This is a genomic window from Escherichia sp. WS1265 (genome assembly GCF_046487585.1).
Classification (GTDB): Bacteria; Pseudomonadota; Gammaproteobacteria; order Enterobacterales; family Enterobacteriaceae; genus Escherichia; species Escherichia coli.
Map to the genome: position 1 here is coordinate 23,285 of NZ_JBJQJE010000024.1, position 23,262 is coordinate 46,546.

The following is a 23,262-nucleotide window of genomic DNA, read 5'->3' on the forward strand; positions in this document are numbered from 1 at the left end:
AACATAAGAGAATCAGGGCGAAAATCGCCCTGATAACAGGATGTTAGTCACTACCAAAGAGATCGCGGGTGTAGACTTTGTCTGCCACATCCTTAAGCTCTTCTGCCATACGGTTGGAAATAATGACATCGGCTTGTTGTTTGAAGGTGGCGAGATCACGTTCCAGGCGAGAGTTGAAGAATGAATCTTCTTTCATCACCGGTTCGTAGATGATCACTTCAACGCCTTTCGCCTTGATACGTTTCATAATCCCCTGAATGGAAGACGCACGGAAGTTATCTGACCCGCTCTTCATAATCAGACGATAAATACCCACCACTTGCGGCTTGCGTGACAAAATGGCATCGGCAATAAAGTCTTTACGCGTGCGGTTAGCATCGACAATTGCCGAGATCAGGTTATTCGGCACAGACTGGTAGTTCGCCAGTAACTGCTTGGTATCTTTCGGCAGACAATAACCACCATAACCAAACGACGGATTGTTGTAATGGTTGCCAATGCGTGGGTCGAGACAAACGCCTTCGATAATCTGGCGAGTATTCAGACCTAAACTTTCTGCATAGCTATCCAGTTCATTAAAGTATGCTACGCGCATCGCCAGATAGGTATTAGCAAACAGTTTTATCGCTTCTGCTTCAGTGGAGTCGGTAAACAGGGTCGGGATATTTTGCTTAATCGCGCCTTCCTGTAACAACGCAGCAAAACGTTCTGCGCGTTCTGAACGCTCACCGATGACAATACGTGAAGGATGGAGATTATCGTAAAGAGCTTTACCTTCACGGAGAAATTCCGGAGAGAAAATAATATTTTCAGTACGATATTTCTTATGCATTGCTGCGGTAAAACCAACGGGAACCGTTGATTTGATCACCATAACCGCATAAGGATTTATCTCAACTACGTCTTTAATTACTGATTCTACACTGGATGTATTGAAATAATTAGTTTTAGGATCATAGTCGGTTGGAGTGGCGATGATGACATAATCAGCATACCGGTAGGCTTCATTTTTATCTAATGTGGTATTAAAGTGTATTTTATCTGATTGCAAAAACTGCTGAATTTCCTTATCAACAATAGGAGATATCCGATCATTCAGCATAGCAACGCGTGACGGTAAAATATCTAATGCCACAACCTCATGATTTTGTGCGATTAGAAGCCCGTTTGACAAGCCTACATAGCCGGTACCGGAAATGGTGATTTTCATTTCATGCTCTCAGAATTAACTTAACTGTGAATCATGATGTTTTTAGCATCCTGATAAGAGCTAAAAGTTTTAACGCTACGTTGTGAGATGGTCAACGCAACGAAAAACAATTCAGATTTTCTTTATAAGAATAGCTGATATTTATTAAGTTAATATTAAGCAGTGAAATTTAGTCTATAAGATAATTGGCAAAAAAAAGCCCGGCGCAATATACGCCAGGCCTCAATTTATTGTTAGTTAAATAAGATTAATCCAGCCATTCAGTATGGAACACACCTTCTTTATCAATGCGCTTATAAGTATGCGCCCCGAAATAGTCACGCTGTGCCTGGATCAGGTTCGCAGGCAGAACAGCGGCACGGTAGCTATCGTAATAGGCAACCGCAGCGGCGAAGGTCGGAACCGGGATACCGTTCTGTACTGCATAAGCGACGACATCGCGCAGCGCCTGCTGGTAGTCATCGGCAATTTGCTTGAAGTACGGGGCCAGCAGCAGGTTAGCGATCTGCGGATTTTCGGCATATGCATCGGTGATTTTCTGCAGGAACTGCGCACGGATGATGCAGCCAGCACGGAAAATCTTCGCGATTTCGCCGTAGTTCAGATCCCAGTTGTACTCTTCAGACGCAGCACGCAACTGAGAGAAGCCCTGAGCGTAAGAAACGATTTTGCCCAGATACAGCGCACGACGAACTTTTTCGATGAACTCAGCCTTGTCGCCAGCTGGCTGCGCTTGCGGACCAGAGAGAACTTTAGATGCGGCAACGCGCTGATCTTTCAGAGAAGAGATATAACGTGCAAACACAGACTCGGTAATCAGCGACAGCGGTTCTCCGAGATCCAGCGCGCTCTGGCTGGTCCATTTACCGGTACCTTTGTTAGCCGCTTCATCCAGGATCACATCAACCAGGTAGTTACCGTCTTCATCTTTTTTAGTGAAGATGTCTTTGGTGATGTCGATCAGGTAGCTGCTCAGTTCACCGTTATTCCACTCGGTAAAGGTCTGTGCCAGTTCTTCGTTAGAGAGATTCAGGCCGCCTTTAAGCAGAGAATAGGCTTCAGCAATCAGCTGCATATCACCGTATTCAATACCGTTGTGAACCATCTTAACATAGTGACCTGCGCCATCGGCACCAATATAGGTAACGCATGGCTCCCCGTCTTCAGCCACTGCGGCGATTTTGGTCAGGATCGGTGCAACCAGTTTATAGGCTTCTTTCTGTCCGCCAGGCATAATGGAAGGACCTTTCAGCGCACCTTCTTCACCACCGGAAACACCGGTACCGATAAAGTTAAAGCCTTCTGCAGAAAGCTCACGGTTACGACGAATGGTGTCCTGGAAGAAGGTGTTACCACCATCAATGATGATGTCACCTTTATCGAGGTATGGCTTGAGGGAATCAATAGCAGCATCCGTGCCTGCACCTGCTTTCACCATTAACAGGATGCGACGAGGCGTTTCCAGAGATTCAACAAACTCTTTCACCGTATAGTAAGGAACCAGTTTTTTGCCTGGATTTTCGGCAATCACTTCTTCCGTCTTTTCACGGGAACGGTTGAAAATAGAGACGGTATAACCACGGCTTTCGATGTTGAGCGCAAGGTTGCGTCCCATCACTGCCATACCGACGACGCCGATCTGTTGCTTTGACATTGTTTACTCCTGTCAGGGGGTTACTGCGAGATTGCGGCTACACAGCCATTACGAAAAAGCCAAATTATTTAGTAGGAGCTATATAAACCATTTTAACACATGATATCAGTTGTTAGCATTTATTATTTTCTTTATATAGTCATCTACATAAGTATTATTATCCTGAAATGTCTTTATCGCGTTATTATATAAAAAATATCCACCATCATTCTTTATGATATTTAATAAGCATGATATGTTTAAATTAAGATAGTTTTCATCACCAAGCTTTTTATTATCTAAGATAATGCCGTTAATATTGTTTTTTACGTAATTTGGTATCTCACCAACATTATTAACGATTGGAATAACCCCAACCTGCATCGCATCAACAACAGACATTGCCATTCCTTCAAAATGGCTGAATTGAAGATAAAAGTCATATTGGGTTAATATATCATTAACTTTGTTATTATCGACAACACCTTTATAGACAACTTTATCCTGCAATCCTAATTTATTTACCTTATTTATAATATTATTCAATTCTCCTTCGTCTGGACCATATATATCAAATCGTATTTCTTCATGTTGCTTTTTAAAAAGATGTATATATTTTAATGCCCTATCAACCCCTTTTTGAGAGTGCAACCTACCAATAAATACAAACTTAATCTCACCATTGATATTATTAAATTTTTTTGCCACCATCTTTTTATCGATAAAACTAATAACCTCGCCTGTTGCATAATCTCTATTCAGAAAGTAAGCTTTTGATTTTTCCGAATCAAAATATATAGAGTCGGTTATTTTAAGTGAAAGTTTTGTTATTATGTAATCAACAAAATGTGCAAACCTAGTATTATGTATAATTAACGCGGTTTTAGGCTTACTTTTGAGAAAAGGTTTTAAAAGACACAATGAAATTCCTAACAATGCAGATTTCCATAAAGAATAAACTATCAAATCAGGTTTTTCTTTATGAATAAACCTAATAAATTTATAAAAACAAACTGGATTGTATACAGAAGAATTTAAGCAGTGTTCTACTTTTACATATGAATTGTTAAAGCAGTTTCCTCTTTCAATAGTCAAAACATTAAAATCATATCCACTCTTTCTTATCCTTTCAATAGAATTAAAAACAGCAGTTTCGACACCACCATGCTTTAACTGTGGTACAACATGTAATATTTTCATATAAAAATCATAGCAACTAATTAAATGAATGGATGAACCCTGCATGACTATATGAATTTATATATAATACATTGGATATATCTTATTGCCATTTTTATTTTCCCCCATATAGAATGTTCTCTATGGAACTGATCTTTATAATATACTGCAAAGCCAATTGGATTATGTCGAAGTTGTTTTTTAAAATTATTTGTAAGTCCATCAGCCAGATACTCACAATAATATACAACAACATTAGGAAAAAATATTATTTTGGCAACATCTGTAATTTTATTCCATATAAACAGTTCTGGAACAAATTTTTCATCTTTAAACTTTGGGAAAGGATATTTAATCATCAACTCTCGTTTAAAACAATATGCTAAATCGACTTTAAATAAATTATTACAATCTGTGCTATGTAACAGCATAGGTGAATTCGTATTCCGCTCAATATGTTTGCCGAGCATTTTCCCATCAAAAAAAGATTTTCTAAATCCTAAGCCGGAAAATTCAAAGTCAGATGCGACTGTGTATTTTACAATACAGTCATAAATAGTACCAATTGCATTTAATGTTAAAGCATCATCACTATCTACAATAAAAATATAATCGCCAACAGCTTTGGTTACTCCTAAATTGATAGCTGCGGGTTTACCACTATTATTTTGTTTGTAATATTGTATTTTAAAAATGGAATCATTTATATAACCTAAACATTTCTTCCGTGTTTCATCTGTACTACCATCGTCGATTATTATCCATTCGAATTTTTCAGAGTCTTGTGTTACTAAAGAATTATATAACCGATCTAGAGTATATGCTCTATTATATGTCGGCGTAATAATAGATATTAATGGAAGCATAGATATCACCTAAAATAAATTTATAACAGCCTTGTTATGATAACTTATCACCGACCTTCAATGTTCGCAATCGCTCTAAATCAAGTTGATTATCGCTATTTTCTAATGTTACCCAATCAGGAAAATTTTTCGCTTCAGATTCGACATACGGTCCCCTCTTAATTTCAAGTAAAATGTTATGTCTGTCTAAAGCTACCACCGTATGAATAACACCTGGTTTTATCTCATAAAGAGGATTCTCCTCATCTATAGTTATACGACGGGTAAGCACTCCATCAACAGAAAAAATTAATAGACTAAAACATCCTTTTAATCTAATAAACAATTCACTTTGATGGGCAAATTTATGATAGTGAGGAGGAATATACGTATTCGAACAACAGCAAATCAAAGTTTTCTGTATAGGATCAGAAAAAGATTCATGCAAATTAAGGTGAGAACGATTTCTGGAGTTAATCTCAGCTTCAGAAATCAGTTTAGAAAAAGATAAGTTATCTTTCATTAAGCAATGCTCCTAAACTTAAGTAATCTAAATACATCTTTACAACAAGAGTATTCCAGTCAGGAGGTGTATACTTAGTTAATGAACGCAACCTATGAGAGTCAAGAGAACGATCAATCACAAAGTCACTTTTAGGAACGATGGTTTTATTAAGTTTGTATACTTCATTGACTAAAGTCAATAAATCGAATTTTGAAATTGGTGCTGCTGATAAATTATAAATACCATGCAACTGGGATTGTAAAACATGCTCATATAAAAAATGCGCAATTTCTATGGTTGGCAATCCACTGAAAATAGCTTTTGTATAACCATTAACAGTTGAGTTTGAGTTCAAAAACCAATCAATCAAACTATACGATGATTTTAATTCATGCCCAATTAATGATGTCCTTAAAGTAAGTGTTTTATCACCATAAACCTCACCTAAATATTTAGATTTACCATACATATCTATAACATTTGATAAACTACCATCATCATAATTTCCTTTCTCACCGTTAAAAATACAATCTGTTGAGAAATGAATTAGTCTTTTATTAGATTCTATACAAATTTCATTAAGAAGATGTGGAAAGTACGAATTTAATAGAATATAATCTGTGTTTTTATTATCATATTTCTGCTTAATTGCGCCAATGCAATTTATAATAACATCATTCGAATTTATAATGTTTTCTAATTTTTCTTTGTTAAAGACATCTCTCATCAGGACTATATTCTTAGATGATACTAATTTTATTTCTTGCGTAATATGGCGTACTGTACCAGTTACTAAAAGATCCTGCTGAGATGATAAAAAACGAAAGAGGGTATGCCCAAGCATACCACTCACACCTAAGATCAATATTTTTTGCATTATAAATTATCCTTAACTATTTAACACATTTTGAATGATATTGAGTTTTAACAATAATTTTTTCATTTCATCAACATTGAGTCTATATGTATTATGGGAATTGTAATCATCAAACAGCTCAATTTTTTTACTCCCTTCGCTTAAATATTTGTCATAATTCAGATCACGATTATCTGGTTGAATCTGATAATAATCTCCATGATCAATCGCTTTTGCCATTTCTTCACGGCTAAGTAAGGTTTCATATATCTTTTCCCCATGACGTGAACCAACTACTTTAATAGGATGGTTTGGCACCCCCATCAATTCAACTAATGCTTTAGCAAGCACAGCAATTGTCGCGGCAGGCGCTTTCTGAACAAAAATGTCACCGTTTTGCCCGTTATTAAATGCAAATAATACGAGATCTACAGCATCATCTAACGTCATCATGAATCTAGTCATTTCAGGGTCTGTTATAGTTAATGGTTGATTTGTTTGAATCTGCTGAATGAACAGAGGGATAACAGAGCCGCGTGATGCCATAACATTGCCATAACGAGTTCCGCAAACAACTGAATCTTCATTGTTGAACGTTCTAGCCTTTGCTGTCATCACTTTTTCCATCATAGCCTTCGAAATTCCCATTGCGTTAATTGGATACACAGCTTTATCAGTGCTCAAACAAATTGTTTTTTTAACTTTATTTTGTTTTGCAGCATTTAATAAATTTTCTGTACCAATTATATTCGTTTTAACTGCTTCCCATGGATAAAATTCACATGAAGGCACCTGTTTTAAAGCCGCAGCATGGAATATATAGTCAACGTCACTAGTTGCAGCTAAAACAGATGTATAATCTCTAATATCACCTATAATAAATTTCATTTTATCATTGCGATATAGCGTTCTCATCTCATCTTGTTTTTTTTCATCTCTACTGAAAATAATAACCTCTTGAATATCTGTCTCAAGAAACCGACGTAACACTGCATTACCAAATGACCCAGTACCACCAGTGATTAAAATCTTTTTACCGTTAAACATATATCCTCACTTTAAAAAAATAAACATTGAATTATAGTACATAAAAATCAAAGGATTTAATAACGCGATCCCTATAGAACTTAACATATAAATTGATGATCTACACTTAAGAGCACTCCATAATAGAATAATGGGGGAAAGACACCATGAATATGCGGCAACTCTATCTGAAAATGGGATGAATGACATTATATTATATATAGAATTGAAATATAAATAACTTAATGCAATCATTTTAATATAGCGATCTTTTATTACTAATGTTCTGTTAATAAATATAATTAACACAGGGGCTAGTGAAAACAAAAAGAAATCAACACGAAAACCAGTTGCATTATTTGTTGATTCAAGATAAATATTGACCTTACTTTCACCCACTAAATCATAAAAAGGTATAATTGAAGGAATATACGAATTTAATCCGCTTATGCTAAAAATGACACTAAAAAACCAAATTAAAAAAAATAAATTTAAACTGACCCTTTCTTTTCTAATATAGAAAAACAACGAAAATATAAAAAACGTTAATGCTGTGAAATGGAAGGAACTAGCTATAAGAGATAAAAGCACCGCTTGTTTATATTTTGTTTGTATAATATGCACTAATGCTAAAAGAATAAAAGATATTGCAATGCATTGTTTAAATGCGCTTGCGCTCAATTGCCAAAAAACAGGAAATGTTGCTATTAATACTAAAGAAAAACTATAAACAGGATATTTTAGTGGTTTTACTAACTTACAATATGAATATAGCAGGGTAATAAGTGGGATTATCATATACATATAGTAACCATCTATATATAGAGAGTACAAATATGTATACACAGCAAAAATATAGTTCTTATCAAAAAGATAAAAGCCATTTATTCTATAATATTCTAATATACTAAGATAACGTTCTGTATCGGAGTCAGAAAAAATATCTCGTGTACAAATTATATAAATAATAAGACTAGCTAATACTAAGTAAATATATAAATCAAAGAAATAAAAATATTTGCCATTCCCTCTAGCTCCCTCTTTAATTAAAACAGGAAGCAATGAAAGAAAAATAAAAAAGTAGAAAAGTAGAAAAGTAGAAAATATAATCATTCAAATGTTTCCTTTGATAATTCCTTTTCAATTATCATCCTGGCTTCAAAAATATCATTTGCTTTTATATTTTTTTGCTTCTCTTGAGACTTAAGTTTTTTGAAGACATATTTTATAATTTTTTTAGAAAGATTTGATATTCCATTAATATAAAAATAAGACATGTGATAAATAATTTTTGTATAAATTATACAATTAAACCCTCCTTTTACTTTCTTGTATTTTTTTATCTCATCAATAATAAATTTTTTATAGGGTCGATGTTTAATCAAACATAATGCATAGAACTTAATAAAATTAAATCCTTTATTATTATCTATTTTTTGGATTGTTACTAAGCCTGCCTGAGCCCACACAGTCTCTACACTGAAATATCTTGGCAATAAGTTTGGCCAGACATAACTTTTAAATCTTTTCATATGTGGATCGTCGTCTAATTTACCAACATGAGTACGCATTGCACTTCTACCTGCGTTACTTCCCCCCGAAGATCCTGGAAGGGTAATTGGATAATCCACTTCAATATATCGTTCGCAGTTATACGCTAACGACAATGCAATTGAAATATCAGGGCTAACCCCATGAAAGTAAGTACCTGTATTTTCTTTTATCTTTAACAATAAAGAAGTTTTAACAATACCATGATATAACTTGGGGAGGCTTGCAGTACCTTGAAAACAGTTTTTAACTGCTTCATAGTATTGTTTACGCCCCTCATAAGTAACTTGGTTACTTGTAAATTTGTTCACTATCAGAGACGATGCGTTAAAATCCCCTGAGATCTTAGATCTAAAATCCGGCCAACAATACTCTGCAGATATCTTCTGCGAGATTACATCAATTTTTTTTTCTTTCGCATATCTACAATATTTTATCGCAGTCGATAAAATCGTATCATCATCTCCTATCATTATAGTATATTCTCCCTGAACATATTCTAATGCTCTATTAAAATTTTCTGTCATCGACAATAATTCATTGCAATGGATATATTTTAATCTCGCATCCTGGATTTCAGCGCAAAATTCCTCAAGTACATTATTATCGCTTGTATCATGAATAATTAGTTGAAATTCTTCAACATCAATTGAAAGAATACTTTCTATGCTTTTTTTAGCATATCCCGCGCGATTATGAGTCGCAATTACTACCGACAACAAACACATCTCAATGCTCCATATATAGTTTTCCAGAACAACAGTATTATGCACAAACTCATCGACATAAAAAACTGAAGAGAAATATTAACTAGAGACAAGAATATTTGAGATTCTTGATTCTTAAAAATGCTACATATAACTACTGTTACGACAGCACACAAGCATATATTAAAATATAAAATAAGTAGTCTTGTATACATTTTATTTTTAGCATATAAATAAATAGTTAAAGAGAAAAAAGTTATTATATTATATACTGACCACACTATGGAGATGTATAACAGAATTTTATGAATACTAACCAAATAATATGCCAATATTAGGCTGGGCACAAATATAGCATTCATGAAAACTGTAAATTTTAGTCGTTCTTGAGCCATCTGTAGTGCAAAAGGAATCACCTGCAACCCCTGAAATAACGTCGCTATTATTAGAATACTTAACAGCAATGATATTATTCCTTCGTGCTTTCCTATCCAAATATTTAGGATTTGGGTCGAATTAAGCGAAATAATCACACAAGTGGGTATTATGATAATATATATTAATTTCGATACTAATTCAAAAAATGAAATCGCACTGCTGCTTTGCTCTCTTGTTAAAATAATAAGTCTTGGATAGATAACATTATACAATGATGATGTAAATAAAGTTGGTACTGTTGATAATGTATAAGCAATACCATACATTCCAACAGCACTAATACCCATATATTTTGTAATAAATAGTCTGTCAGCTTGGAATGCAATTGCAGAAAGAATGGACACGCATAATATATTTTTAGAAAAATGAAATTCTTCTTTCATAAATGATATTTTTGTGTATATTTTTTTCACTCGCAATGTTGTTATTTCTAATAATCCGTTTTTTATTGCCTTAATGTGCAATAAAATAATAAGTATAAAGGTACAAAATACATGAACTAAAAAATAAACATCCAACCCAAGATTAAAAACAATCAACAAGAATAATGATATTATGGTTTTGATTACATTAAATACTATTATATGAATTCCATAAGAGACTTGTTTTTCATAAGCCACAAATAATGCTTCATAATATATGATATAAAACTGCAAGGCAATCATTGCACCAGCCAGCAAAATAACATAATCAGCACTAATAAAACTATAGACTTCCCTATCATCAAGGTTGTAAATCAATGTGGAAATATTATGATTAAAGACAATAAAAATTGAAAATACAAATAATGACACTAATATAAAAAAGATAAAATAAACACTTTGGTACTCTGCTTTACTTATATTGTATATCTTATATTTTTTATTCAATAGTCCTCTAGCCATTGTGGCACTCATTCCCCCCTCAAGCAGTAATATAACTACCTGGATTGATAGAAAGAATGTTAGGACACCATAAGCATTTACTCCTAATTTTGATTTTATAACTGGAATTGTAATTATAGATATCAAAGCAAATGTTATCTTTGATGCAAAATTTACAGCAACCCGAACATGCATAGAGTCAAACATTTTTACCATCACACTCAAAATAAGAGAATGTATAAGTCACACAGTCACCCAATAATCAGGGAAAGATAATAAAAACACACCCCTGCAAGAACTGATGCGGGCTAATCACTGTCCATAGCTGCTTTGCTTATTGAGCACTTCTCTTCATTCATTACTACATCCAGACACCAGCGCTGATTATTCTCAACATTCTAGCAGTTTCAAATCACGATCGCGGACTTCTCAGAATTTAAACAACCAGCAGAACTGATACAATATTGAATATCATTTTAAACTCTTTATTCTGCTCCGCTATTAAGTTCCACCTACTGCAATGATGTCTTTATAATCTGAAGAATAACATCACGTAACCAGTTAATAGGACTGATACGGAATAGAACTCAGCTATGGTATTATAAACAGGAGTACCATGTCCCAAATCATCGTATTGCTTCAAGAAATCGACACACGTCTCACAAACATCCTTTGTATACTCCCATCCTTCTGCGTCAGAAATGACGAAGCAGGAGCAAATAATCAGTAGTAAATATCTAATAATTTACGTTCCACTTTCCCAGGTTGTTTGAAATTGGTTAACAGAAATACGACTATTATTTTTCATGTTCCATTTCCCTCCTTTATGTACAGAGTATTTGATAATATATAGGTTATCAAAAATAGTCTTACTTAGTAATAAATCTTTCATTTTTTACATTTTGTACGAAAACTAATGTTATATGATATTTCTCTATACCAATAACAGCGTCTGTATATAAATAATGATGTAAATCACCATGCCTTTATATTCATAATAAATCTACATAAAATAAAATATACAGTGCGATATTGATATAAACATTCAAAAAGCACACAATCATTTATTAACAACCATATCAATATATAGATCTTTAATTTTATCCACTCTTTTAACTATATTAAATTCATTAACAATTTTATTACGGCAATTTTTTGACATAATGTTTAAGACTTTATCGTCTGTCACTCTAACTAACGCATTTATAAAGCTATCAATATCATTAAGTTCAATTAAGAATCCATCAAATTCATTCTTAACCAAACAATTATTACCATTGATATTAGAAACGATACATGGTAACCCTGTAGATTGAGCTTCTAATATGGCAAGAGGCATTCCTTCCCATAAAGAAGGAAGAACAAAAACGTCACTTGCTTTTAATATGTTTGGGATATCATTTCGCCAGCCTAAAAGTAATAACCTTTTTTTTAAATTCATATCTGTTTGATAATTGTATTTTAAATCATTCATCAACTCCCCATCACCAACTATGACAAAAACTGAATCAGGTATTAAGTTATTTTCTATAATATACTTTGCTGCTTCAGCAAAATATAACGGATTTTTTTGTGGCCACAACCGTCCCACCATGGTAAATACAAAGCTATTTCTTTTTAACCCTAATATTTTTTCTTTTAAGTCTCCTTTATTAATTGCTGGAGCGAATTTTTCCAAATCAACTCCATTTGGAATTACAGAAATTTTCATTGGATCAACATATAGTTCTTTTATACATATTTCTTTATCTTCATTATGAAGACAAATTAATCGGGTAGTGCATTTGGCTGCAAATATTTCCAGCCATTTATAAACGAGCTTTACTGATTTTCTTTTTGTGCTTTCAAAGGCAAAGCCATGTACAGTATGTACTACACAAGGAACTCCTGCCAGCCGCGCAGCTATCCGCCCTAGAATACCAGTTTTAGAGGAGTGTGTATGGACGATATCATATTTTTCTTTTTTCAATAATTTATATAAAGATATTAATGATTTCATATCCTTTATGAGCGATATATTTCTACATAATGTCGGGACAAAAAAAGCCCTTACACTATCATCTAAATAATCAGTTAATGGTCCACTCTCTTTGCAAATTAAATTAATGTCGAACTGTTCATTTGGTAATAATTCGAATTCTTGTAACGATACTCGCTGAACACCACTCAGTAGTGGCATCAATTGAACATGTGCAATTTTAATTTTAGAATGTGTTGACTTCATATCATAAGTAACCTAGCTTGAAAGTTTTGTTTCTTTTCTTAACATGTTTTTAATTAGGAAAATATACATTATTAATAAAATTCGCCCATGATTATTCCGCGAGTAAAACCTAACAACAAAGTTGGATTACTAGAGTCCGCTCCTCACAAAGACTGACGCAGGTAGTCGCTGTCTTCATCGAACGTCTTAACCGTGCTTGAATACCTTATCTTTCGTCAAAATATTAATTGCAATATGTCTTATCCCTGAACGTTTCCTCTTCCTATTTTGCAGTCGTCTTTCATTCATTACTACATCCAGACGCCAGAGCAACTTATTCTCCACGTGCCAGTGATTTCGAATCGCTGTCGCAAACTTCTCAGCGGTTAAATCAGCAGAACTGATATAATATCTGACCGTCATTTCTGGCTCTTTCTTTTGTTCTGCTATTATTGAACGAAAGGAGACTGCCACGCATAATTTTTTTCAGTCCTTTCCATTCAAACGTGAAATCAATAAGTTCATCAGGGACATCGCAAACAATATGAAGACGGATTTCTTCTCTGCCGTGATTCTTTTCACTAATTGCGTAACTGTCATACTTTGGATTATTTAATTCTTTCAGCGGAAATTTTTCCTCGAAGGCTTTATTTAGTCGCCCCTGATTTCCCTTTACAGCGAATAAATAATCACCTCCCTGTTTTTGTATTTTTTCTGCAATATCTTTCTGGCACCCCATCGCATCCGTTGTGATGATTTTTCCTTTAATATCCATCATGTTAAGAAGTTCAGGAATAACTGTAATCTCATTAGATTTTTCATCCGTCTTGATCTGTCCGAGAACCAGACTGTGCATTGTTGAGGACACACTAATGACATGAATCGCTCCCCTGCGACGACTCTTATCATAAGAGTGCCGGAGCGTTTTCCCATCAATTGCAATGACGTCTTTATAATCTGAACAATGGCAATCACGCATCCAGTTAATAAAGCACTCGTGAAATTTTGCAGGACTAATACAGGATACAACTCCGGCAATGGTATCATGGACAGGAATACCATTTTCAAAATCACCATATTGCTTCAAAAAATCGAGATGCGTTTCACCAAAATCCTCTATATCTTCCCAACCTTCTGCACCAGAAATGACAGCACAAATAGTCAATAGTAGAGTATCTGAAAATTTATATTCTACTTTCCAGGCTTGTCTGTAATCGGGGATAATAGAAATATGTTCCATCAGTTTTTTAAGTTCCATTTTGTTCTCCTTATTTATGTAAGGAGTATTTGATCATATATAAGCTGTGAAAAACAGTTTTAGACAATAAGGAATGTCTCAATTATTGAACATTTAGTGCGAATTATTTAGTACAAAAAACCGGCGTTATGTGATCTTTCCCTGTTCCCTGATCTCTTTACAAGCTTATGCTTATTACATGCAAAACGTTCCTTTTTGCATTTTTGTGCTTACCGCACACGATGATCTTCCCCTAGATACGCTACCGCCCCTGGCTTTACAGCTACCAGAGCACTGCATGCATGCCTACGATGTAGCGAGCGTTACCCACTCGCGCTAAACCCGAAAAATTCAAACGCTAATTGTCTTACCAATCCGCTCTGGAAACAAGGAAAACCCTGGAAAACTTTGACTAAAATCCTATTGCTAACTCGTTGTTATTCTGATTGTTTATATAAAACAACGGCAGGAAAATTCGCAACAAATTACTTTCGCCACGAATCTTCACTGCCGTTATAATTTTCTTATCAACCGTTACATCCGGTCAGATTTTCATTATTCGCTTAACAGCTTCTCAATCCCTTTACGGAACTTCGCCCCTTCTTTCAGGTTGCGTAGTCCATACTTCACGAACGCCTGCATATAGCCCATTTTTTTACCGCAGTCGTAACTGTCCCCAGTCATCAGCATGGCGTCAACGGACTGTTTTTTCGCCAGTTCAGCGATGGCATCAGTCAGCTGAATACGCCCCCATGCACCTGGCTGCGTGCGTTCAAGTTCCGGCCAAATATCGGCAGAAAGCACATAGCGACCAACGGCCATGATGTCTGAGTCCAACGTCTGCGGCTGATCCGGTTTTTCGATAAATTCAACAATGCGGCTGACTTTACCTTCGCGATCCAGTGGTTCTTTGGTCTGGATGACGGAGTATTCAGAGAGGTCACCCGGCATACGTTTTGCCAGCACCTGACTGCGTCCGGTTTCATTGAAGCGCGCAATCATGGCAGCAAGGTTGTAACGCAACGGGTCGGCGCTGGCATCATCGATAACAACGTCCGGCAGCACCACGACAAATGGGTTGTCGCCAATGGCGGGGCGTGCACACAAAATGGAGTGGCCTAAACCTAAAGGTTCACCCTGACGCACGTTCATAATGGTCACGCCCGGCGGACAGATAGATTGTACTTCCGCCAGCAGTTGACGCTTCACGCGCTGTTCAAGGAGAGATTCTAATTCATAAGAGGTGTCGAAGTGGTTTTCGACCGCGTTCTTGGACGCGTGAGTTACCAGGAGGATTTCTTTGATCCCTGCAGCCACAATCTCGTCAACAATGTACTGAATCATTGGCTTGTCGACGATTGGTAGCATCTCTTTGGGAATCGCCTTAGTGGCAGGCAACATATGCATCCCAAGACCCGCTACAGGAATAACTGCTTTTAAATTCGTCATTATTTCATCCACCTGTAAAATGGTTGCTGAATTATAGCTTGTTCGATTTTTTTCGCCAGCATCAATTATCCTGAATTGATTACTGAATTACTTGTGATGTTACGCCGCTTCGTTGTGGATTGCAGTAGCATTGTTCCTAAGTATGGCTCCATTTTTCCAGGAATGGTCGCAAATCTACTCTCTCCGTTCCGGCAATCTAAAGTTAATCTTTTCCACATTAACAATATGGTGATTAACTCTGTCGATATCGACGGAGCTTTGTCCTTTCTCATTCACCGCATGAACATTTGCAAGAGATAGCAGGGTTTCTTTTTTCGCCATAAAGACGCCGCGAACGTCTTTGCGCATGTCGAAGTTCATGCTCAATGCTGGTCCAACAGAGGATTCCTGCATCACCTTGATATTACGCATAAAAAGATGTTGCGGTTTGTTGTGTAACTCCAGCGACGCACGCTTCATCTCAATGTTAGTCAGCGCCACAAAGGAGACAGCATTCCCGGCGGAGATTTGGATGCCGCGCAATTTATAAGCAAGATGGGTGTTATCCAGTTGAATATTATTCACCCGGAAATTTTGTGGTATCGAGAGATATTTGCCTTTAATTACCCCATAGCCGATTAACATCCCGGCGCTATTAATCATTTCAATATTATCAATCACGAAATTGTCACAACCGTAAATAGCAACTGTCGCGTTATCAATGCCTGCTTTCTTACTGAAATCCGGTGTGATATTGCGGGCTTTGATATTACGAATAACAAAATGTTTACCATTTTCAACATGGATCAACTGCCGACAATCCGATCCCGTGATATTCGCCACGACAAAGTTTTTCACTGCCTGGTCTTCCGGGTAGTTGTTATCGTAGGTACTACCCGAAAGACCTATGCCGATGCCCCAGTTGATTTTGTCGTTAGTACAGTTGATGCGCTCGATGATGTGGTCGGAGATCAAAATATCACTGTCGTTAATTGCCACATTCCATTCAATAGCGTCGCCCTGAAGGTCGCTGAACTTACAGTTGGTGATGTTGGCACCGATAATCTGGTTATGAAATCCCTGGCGTAAGATAGCGTAGTTAGCGTGGCTCACGGTCAGGTTATCGATGGTCAGGTTGCGCATGACCCGTTTGTTTTTGCCGCCAATATAAATCTGCGTTACCGGGCCAAAGCCGCTCATCGCCAGCCCTTTGATGGTGCAGTCGGAGCCACGCACATCCAGGGTGATGTTATGCATACTGCCGCCCTTCTCCCCTGTCACCTGGCTGCCGTCCTGTAAAACAAATCGCCCTCTGCCGTTGCCGCGCAGGCTTCCAAGGATGTGTAACGTTTTGCCAGGAGGAATGAAGATGCCGGTGTTGATATTGTCACAAACGAATCCAGCAGGCACGACGACCGTTTGCCCTTCGCTGAAGGCTTGTTTAAATGAGGCGATCCAGTCGTGAGGGTTGTAGTCGTTAATGTTAACGCTTTGTCGGGCGGGAAGTGCGCGAGCGAAAGGGGTATGAAGGAAGGCAAGCGCCGAGCTTGCCGTCAGGAAGGTGCGTCGGGAGAGTTTTTTAAATGGCATACGTTCTCCTCTATAAAGCCTGCAACAAGCTGGCGAGTTCTCGATTAATCACCTGCTGGTTAAAATCGTGTTCGACTTTTTCGCGCGCACGTTTGATAACCGGAGCCAGTTCGTCGGTGTCCAGTTGGCTAAACGCCGCCAGTCGTTGCGCCAGTGCGCGAGCATCGTTCTCAGGCACCAGCCAGCCGGATTTATCGGCCTCTACCAGTTCAGGAATTCCGCTATGCAGAGTAGAAACCACCGGAATGCCGACCGCCATCGCTTCCATCAGCGCTACCGGAATGCCTTCCATATCGCCATCCGCGCCCGTTACCGATGGCAACAAGAAAACATCCGCGTTGTCGAGCATCGCTTTCACTTCATGGCTCGGTTTAAAGCCCGGCATCTCCACCACATCTTCCAGTTGATATTGTTCGATGAGGGTGCGCAGGCGTCGTTCCCACGGGCCAATGCCGAGGATGCGATAGCGAAATGCCACGCCCTGCTCTTTCAACTGACGGCAGGCTTCAATCGCCACATGCAGGCCTTTTTTCTCAGTTAAGCGTGCGACAGATATGATTTCCAGCGGCGTTGCGGGCGCTTTCACCGGACGCGGGCTAAAGCGCGTCATGTCCACGCCCATGCGCGATACGGCAATTTTTTCCCTCGGGCAGCCCATTTTTTGCAGCCTTCCGGCCCACAGATTACTTATCGGTAACATCAGGTCGCCACGGCGAAACAGTTGCTGATATTCGGGAGTGTAATGGTTGAGCACTTCCCGACTGGAAATATCAATGCCGTGGAAAATAGTGGCAACTTTGCCGCGAATGACACCCAGTTCGCGTAGTTTTGCTGCGGTTACCCCCGCCGGGCCAAAATGAGCGATAAAGACATCGGCATGAAATGGTGTTGCGACCTGGCCGCAAATGGCAGACAAAATCAGGTTCCGCGACTCGGCACCATAGCGTTTGAGGTTGAGCGCCTGCCAGGTATTTTTACGATGAATGCCGCGCAAGGTCTGACTGGCTCGGTGGCGCAGTTTCGCCACTTTGCCCGTAGGTTCGTCCTGTAACCAGCGGGTTCTGGCGGCAAGGTTGTATTTCGTCCATGCCGCGTGGGTGTTTTGTGTGTCGCCTTTTTGCAGCGCGACAATCTCCACCTCAAAGCCCATATCAATAAACGCGGTAATTTGATTGAGGACGAAGGTTTCCGAAGACAGCGGGAATTTCAGTAAAAAGAAGCCGACCTTCATTTCACCTCCCCGATGCGCTCAAGCACAGACTGTACCATCTGCATTCCTGTCTGACGCTCACGACTGACAGCTTCGTTAAGTCGTGCGTTCAGCGCCGGAAGCTGGCCTAAGGTATCCGCAACCATCGCTTGCAGGCTGCCGTCCAGTAAATGACGGATATCAATTGCCATCTCTGGCAGTCCCAACTGTTGCATGATCCCAGCGGATTTATGTTCATAGTTGATGGCAATCGCCGGAGTGGAGAAATTCATCGAGATAATGGCAGAGTGCAGGCGCGTACCGACGGTGAGTTCACAGGCACCGAGAATTTTGCCCATTTCCAGATCGTTGAGTTCATCCATCACCACGTGGTAACGGGCAGGATCGCTGATGTGCTGGCGAAGATTGAGCGCCACCATGCGGTCGTCTTTGTTATAGCTGTCGATGCCCGTACAGGTGGAGAGCGCAATGACCTGATACCCTTCATCGAGAATGCGATTGACCACCCCGGCAAAGGCTTTTTCATACACTTGCTGAGTGGTGCCGAGACGTTTGTCGAACGGTGCCAGTTCGCGCAGGGTAATTGCTACCGTTTTCTGTTGTGCGGCAACGTCCAGCCAGTGTTGAACGGCATAGCTGGCGGTGAAATCTTTGGTGTGGTGATCGACCAGCCACGCGGTATCAACGCCATGTTCAACTTTTGCGGTAGTAATATTGCTACGTTTCATCAAATCAAGGCTGACCGATTCGCGCAGGATCAGCGCGTCACAGTGACCAAAAACGTAGTTCGCCAGTTGGTTAAATTGCTCATCCTGGAAGGGGCCGACGCTGTGACCAATCATAAACAGCGGCTTTTTCGCCATAAACGTGCAAAGCGCATGTTCAAACTGCGGCACGCCGTATAGATCGACAAAAAACGATCCTCCGACCTGAATAATGGCGTCGTAACCTGAGAGCAGGCGCACGAAGTCGGTGAATCCCTGGGCGATGGCGATATTACGCAGCTTGCCAGTGTCGGTGACGCGTGAGAGCAATACCTGGTGTTGATAGCGGCGACGGAGGACTTTTTTAACGCGCCCGACAACGCCCGCCGCGCTGTTGTGTTGTTTCATTTGCAGGAACAGCGGATCGCCCATTACCGGGCGGTTGAGCAGCCAGGAAGAACTGACCGGATAGCGGCTCATCACGTCCACTTCGGCGTGTGGATTGAGGATGTTGATGGCATCAAGTAAGCCACGCAAGATGGCGCTGTCGCCACGATTGCCGCAAGTGTGGTTGCCCAGAATAAGTAATTTCATTTTTTCCTCATAAATTTGATGCCAGGTGAGGCTGTGTTTGTTTTGTTCGTTGCCGCTTTTTGCCTGATGCGACGCTGACGCGTCTTATCAGGCCTACAAGACCCGAGCACAGAACCGTAGGCCGGATAAGGCGTTCACGCCGCATCCGGCATTCAGTGCCTGATGCGACGCTGACGCGTCTTATCAGGCCTACAGGTCCCGAGCACAGAACCGTAGGATGGATAAGGCGTTCACGCCGCATCCGGCATTCAGTGCCTGATGCGACGCTGGCGCGTCTTATCAGGCCTACAAGACCCGAGCACAGAACCGTAGGCCGGATAAGGCGTTTTACGCCGCATCCGGCATTCAGTGCCTGATGCGACGCTGGCGCGTCTTATCGGGCCTACAAGATCCAAGCCCTGAACCGTAGGCCGGATAAGGCGTTCACGCCGCATCCGGCATTCAGTGCCTGATGCGACGCTGACGCGTCTTATCAGGCCTACAGGTCCCGAGCACCGAACCGTAGGATGGATAAGGCGTTTTACGCTGCACCCGGCAACCGTTGTCGGAACCGAAAACAACAACTCACCCCGCCCGTAAAAGCATTTTCATTTTTTCGCTGCGACAAAACTGACGCTTCACTTCCACCACCAGCGGATGGCGCGACAGCACAATCATCACCACAAACGCCAGCACGCCCGCGGCTATTTGCACCGCCAGCAGCATCCCCAGCGCCAGTTGCCCTTTCAGCACAATGCCCAGCGCAGAACTGACCACCAGCGTCGGCAGCGAGAGATAAAACGGCAGCCACAAACTCAGGATGTACTGGCGATAACTGGAACCGAGCACCGGTTTAATCATCACGAAATAGCTCAGAATGGTGTTGATAATCTGCACCAGCAGGAAGCCAAGCGTGACGCCGATTGCGCCCGCCATCTGCCCACCAATAACAATCGCCGGAATAAACAGAAATGTTTTGAATACGTTGAATTTAAAGCTGATGTCCACCCGTGCTTTCGCCATCAGCAGCGAACCAATCGGGTTACCCACGGAGCGCAGTAGCCCCACCACACACAGCAATTGCAGCACCGGAATAATGCTGTTCCACTTCTCACCAAAGACCAGCGGTACAAAGTTATTCGACACCACCATCAGCCCCAGTAGTGCCGGAAAGTTGATAATCCCCACTACCGACAACAGCTTGTAGAAGTTAACGCGCAGCTTTTCGGTATCGTCCTGAATTTTGGCGAATGCCGGAAACAACACGCGGGTGATGATCGGGTTCAGCTTCATCGGCGGCACAACGGCCACGTTGTACGCCAGGTTGTATCCCCCTGCCACGCCCGCGCCGAGAATACGCGCCAGCACCAGCGTTGAAAGGTTGGTGTTGAGATAGTTGATGATGCTGTCCGCCGTCAGCCAGGCACCAAAGCGTAAGTTCGGCGCAACAGACGCCAGCGAGAAATGCAGACCGGGGCGATAAATTTTCCGGCCAAAGTAGCCAAATAGCAGCGTTCTCACCGCACTATTGACCAGATAACCGAGGATCGCGGTCATCGCCAGCGGCCAGAAATGGGCGCTAACCACTGTAAAAGTGAAGCCCGCCAGCACCGCGCTGGTTTCGATCATGCCGATTTTGTTGAACTCCAGCTCCTTCTGCATCAACGCGCGGAACTGTTGCCCGTGGGGGATCACCACAAACGCCAGCGACAATGTTTTAATCAACGGTGCCAGGTCCGGGTTATTCAGCACGTCGCCAATGGCATCACTCAACAAAAACACCGCCACGCACACCACAAGCCCCAGCCCGACGTTCAGCCAGTACAGTGTGGTGAGTTCAAGGTGGCTGATTTCTTTTCGCTGAATAATCGAGTTAGCGATACCGAAGTCAGAAAGCGTATCTGCCAGCGCGATAATCACCAGCGACACAGTCAGCAGGCCGAACTGGTGGTTGTCGATAATCCGCGCCAGCACGGTCATCTGCACCAGCCCGAGGCCGATGATGATCACTGTGGCAATCGCCGACCACTTCGCGCCGCTGATGGTTTTTTCACGTAAGCTCATATCAATATGCCGCTTTGTTAACGAAACCTTTGAACACCGTCAGGAAAACGATTTTGATATCGAACCAGACGCTCCATTCGCGGATGTACTCAAGGTCGAACTCGACGCGTTTTTCCATTTTCTCCAGCGTGTCGGTTTCGCCGCGCCAGCCGTTAATCTGCGCCCAGCCGGTAATGCCCGGTTTCACCTTATGGCGCAGCATGTAGCCTTCAATGAGCTGTCGATACTGTTCGTTATGCGCCACCGCATGCGGACGCGGACCGACAATCGACATCCCCCCGGTCAGCACATTGATAAACTGCGGCAATTCGTCCAGCGAGGTGCGGCGCAGAAAGTTCCCCACTTTGGTGACGCGCGGATCGTTCTGCGTCGCCTGAGTCACCACTTTGTCGTTCTCCATCACTTTCATGGAACGGAACTTCCACACTTTGATCGGCTTGCCATCCATGCCATAGCGAGTCTGGCGGAAAATAACCGGCCCAGGTGAACTGAGTTTCACCGCCAGCGCAATGCAGCACAGCACCGGGGAGATCAGCAGCAGGATAAGCGTCGCCAGCACAATGTCTTCCGCACGTTTTAGCAGGCGGTTAACCCCGGAAAGCGGCGTGTCGTAAAGCGGCACCACCGGAACGCCGTTCATCTCTTCAAGACGTGAATGGAGAATGTTGAAGGTAAAGACATCGGGGATCAGCAGCACCGAACAGGTGGTATCCGCCAGTTGATGGACCAGTTTTTTCACTCGCGCGCCGTCGCACATTTGCATCGCGATATAGACGTTATGAATCTTACCCGCTTTCGCATCCTCGACCAGCTGTTGCAGATTGCCCGCCCAGTCGTTAGAAACGCCGCCCGGTTTCGGGTCGTGGTAAACGCCCACCACTTCAAACCCTAACCACGGCTGATTACGGAAGCTCTCCATCAGCATTTGTCCGGCGGCTAAATCCCCCGCCACCGCGACCATGCGCTTGTTATAGCCATGATTACGCAGCCAGCCCGCCCCAATGCGAATACATGAACGGCAAACCACCAGTCCGATGCTGGTCAGCCCATACCACGCCAGCCAGATTTTCAGTTGCGTGTCGAAATCATTGTTGAACGCCACCAGTCCGGCGCTGAAAATCACGCTTAAGGTCCAGTTTTGTAGCAACAGGGCAAATTCTGTCGCTGCCCGAACACCGCGCCATGAGCGATAAAAATCGGTGATGCCACCCAGCATCTGGAATACCACCAGCGTAATCAGCGCCACCAACAGGTGCATGTAGAGGAATGACAGTCCGCTCACTTCGCAAACCAGCCATAGTCCGGCAAACATGATGGTGATATCTGAAAAGCGTTGCACCATAGAGATTAACGATGCATTGGTTTTCGCTCGCTCACGCTTTTTTAGATTTGTCATCGTTGTTCCTGTTATTAGCCCCTACCCGCAGTGGGGTAAGGGAA

General features: G+C 40.9%; 19 protein-coding genes. All 19 read right to left on the reverse strand.

Translation table 11 applies throughout. The annotated features are described in order from the left end of the window. Nucleotides 1-43: 43 nt before the first annotated feature. Entirely contained in the window at nucleotides 44-1,210 is a 1,167-nt protein-coding gene (ugd, locus tag ACJHX3_RS20575) for a UDP-glucose 6-dehydrogenase (protein WP_000704893.1), read from the reverse strand. A gap of 247 nt (nucleotides 1,211-1,457) precedes the next feature. After that, entirely contained in the window at nucleotides 1,458-2,864 is a 1,407-nt protein-coding gene (gene gndA / locus ACJHX3_RS20580) for an NADP-dependent phosphogluconate dehydrogenase (protein ID WP_000043505.1), read from the reverse strand. 105 nt (nucleotides 2,865-2,969) lie between these two features. After that, nucleotides 2,970-4,043: a glycosyltransferase family 4 protein gene (locus tag ACJHX3_RS20585; RefSeq protein WP_162783852.1), complete on the reverse strand. Its 1,074-nt coding sequence runs from the start codon at nucleotides 4,041-4,043 to the stop codon at nucleotides 2,970-2,972. Between the two features lie 47 nt (nucleotides 4,044-4,090). Beyond that, complete coding sequence (locus ACJHX3_RS20590) at nucleotides 4,091-4,888, reverse strand: glycosyltransferase family 2 protein (RefSeq protein WP_016242238.1); 798 nt, start codon at nucleotides 4,886-4,888, stop codon at nucleotides 4,091-4,093. A 34-nt stretch (nucleotides 4,889-4,922) separates the two neighbouring features. After that, nucleotides 4,923-5,390, reverse strand: a complete 468-nt coding sequence (locus ACJHX3_RS20595) for a WbuC family cupin fold metalloprotein (RefSeq protein WP_016242239.1) — start codon at nucleotides 5,388-5,390, stop codon at nucleotides 4,923-4,925. Continuing rightward, nucleotides 5,380-6,249, reverse strand: coding sequence for a dTDP-4-dehydrorhamnose reductase family protein (locus ACJHX3_RS20600; RefSeq protein WP_021562653.1), 870 nt, complete (start codon nucleotides 6,247-6,249; stop codon nucleotides 5,380-5,382). The genes ACJHX3_RS20595 and ACJHX3_RS20600 overlap by 11 nt, the downstream gene beginning before the upstream one ends. 12 nt (nucleotides 6,250-6,261) lie before the next feature. After that, nucleotides 6,262-7,275 carry a polysaccharide biosynthesis protein gene (locus ACJHX3_RS20605; RefSeq protein ID WP_016242241.1) on the reverse strand — a complete coding sequence of 338 codons (1,014 nt, stop codon included), beginning with the start codon at nucleotides 7,273-7,275 and terminating at the stop codon, nucleotides 6,262-6,264. Nucleotides 7,276-7,281: 6 nt separating this feature from the next. After that, entirely contained in the window at nucleotides 7,282-8,367 is a 1,086-nt protein-coding gene (gene wzy / locus ACJHX3_RS20610; RefSeq protein WP_016242242.1) for an O3 family O-antigen polymerase, read from the reverse strand. Beyond that, on the reverse strand, nucleotides 8,364-9,533 hold the full coding sequence (locus ACJHX3_RS20615; RefSeq protein WP_016242243.1) for a glycosyltransferase family 2 protein: 1,170 nt from the start codon (nucleotides 9,531-9,533) through the stop codon (nucleotides 8,364-8,366). Before ACJHX3_RS20615 ends, wzy begins: the two co-directional genes overlap by 4 nt. Next, entirely contained in the window at nucleotides 9,515-11,008 is a 1,494-nt protein-coding gene (wzx, locus tag ACJHX3_RS20620; protein WP_157658972.1) for an O3 family O-antigen flippase, read from the reverse strand. Before wzx ends, ACJHX3_RS20615 begins: the two co-directional genes overlap by 19 nt. An 865-nt stretch (nucleotides 11,009-11,873) precedes the next feature. Then, nucleotides 11,874-13,037 (reverse strand): glycosyltransferase family 4 protein, encoded by a 1,164-nt coding sequence (locus tag ACJHX3_RS20625; protein ID WP_042106065.1) that lies wholly within the window; start codon nucleotides 13,035-13,037, stop codon nucleotides 11,874-11,876. A 186-nt stretch (nucleotides 13,038-13,223) separates the two neighbouring features. Next, on the reverse strand, nucleotides 13,224-13,439 hold the full coding sequence (locus ACJHX3_RS20630; RefSeq protein ID WP_016242246.1) for an ISAs1 family transposase: 216 nt from the start codon (nucleotides 13,437-13,439) through the stop codon (nucleotides 13,224-13,226). Then, a complete protein-coding gene (locus ACJHX3_RS20635) occupies nucleotides 13,408-14,274 on the reverse strand; it encodes an ISAs1 family transposase (protein WP_072658085.1) in 867 nt (288 codons plus the stop codon). The genes ACJHX3_RS20630 and ACJHX3_RS20635 overlap by 32 nt, the downstream gene beginning before the upstream one ends. 534 nt (nucleotides 14,275-14,808) lie before the next feature. Next, nucleotides 14,809-15,702, reverse strand: coding sequence for a UTP--glucose-1-phosphate uridylyltransferase GalF (gene galF / locus ACJHX3_RS20640; RefSeq protein WP_000183060.1), 894 nt, complete (start codon nucleotides 15,700-15,702; stop codon nucleotides 14,809-14,811). Between the two features lie 174 nt (nucleotides 15,703-15,876). Next, nucleotides 15,877-17,271, reverse strand: coding sequence for a colanic acid biosynthesis protein WcaM (gene wcaM, locus ACJHX3_RS20645; RefSeq protein ID WP_021562650.1), 1,395 nt, complete (start codon nucleotides 17,269-17,271; stop codon nucleotides 15,877-15,879). 10 nt (nucleotides 17,272-17,281) lie between these two features. Next, complete coding sequence (wcaL, locus tag ACJHX3_RS20650) at nucleotides 17,282-18,502, reverse strand: colanic acid biosynthesis glycosyltransferase WcaL (RefSeq protein WP_021562649.1); 1,221 nt, start codon at nucleotides 18,500-18,502, stop codon at nucleotides 17,282-17,284. Then, nucleotides 18,499-19,779 carry a colanic acid biosynthesis pyruvyl transferase WcaK gene (gene wcaK, locus ACJHX3_RS20655; protein ID WP_021562648.1) on the reverse strand — a complete coding sequence of 427 codons (1,281 nt, stop codon included), beginning with the start codon at nucleotides 19,777-19,779 and terminating at the stop codon, nucleotides 18,499-18,501. The genes wcaL and wcaK overlap by 4 nt, the downstream gene beginning before the upstream one ends. A gap of 564 nt (nucleotides 19,780-20,343) precedes the next feature. Further along, on the reverse strand, nucleotides 20,344-21,822 hold the full coding sequence (gene wzxC / locus ACJHX3_RS20660) for a colanic acid undecaprenyl disphosphate flippase WzxC (RefSeq protein ID WP_021562647.1): 1,479 nt from the start codon (nucleotides 21,820-21,822) through the stop codon (nucleotides 20,344-20,346). A 1-nt stretch (nucleotide 21,823) separates the two neighbouring features. Then, entirely contained in the window at nucleotides 21,824-23,218 is a 1,395-nt protein-coding gene (gene wcaJ, locus ACJHX3_RS20665; protein WP_000183130.1) for an undecaprenyl-phosphate glucose phosphotransferase, read from the reverse strand. Nucleotides 23,219-23,262: the final 44 nt, after the last annotated feature.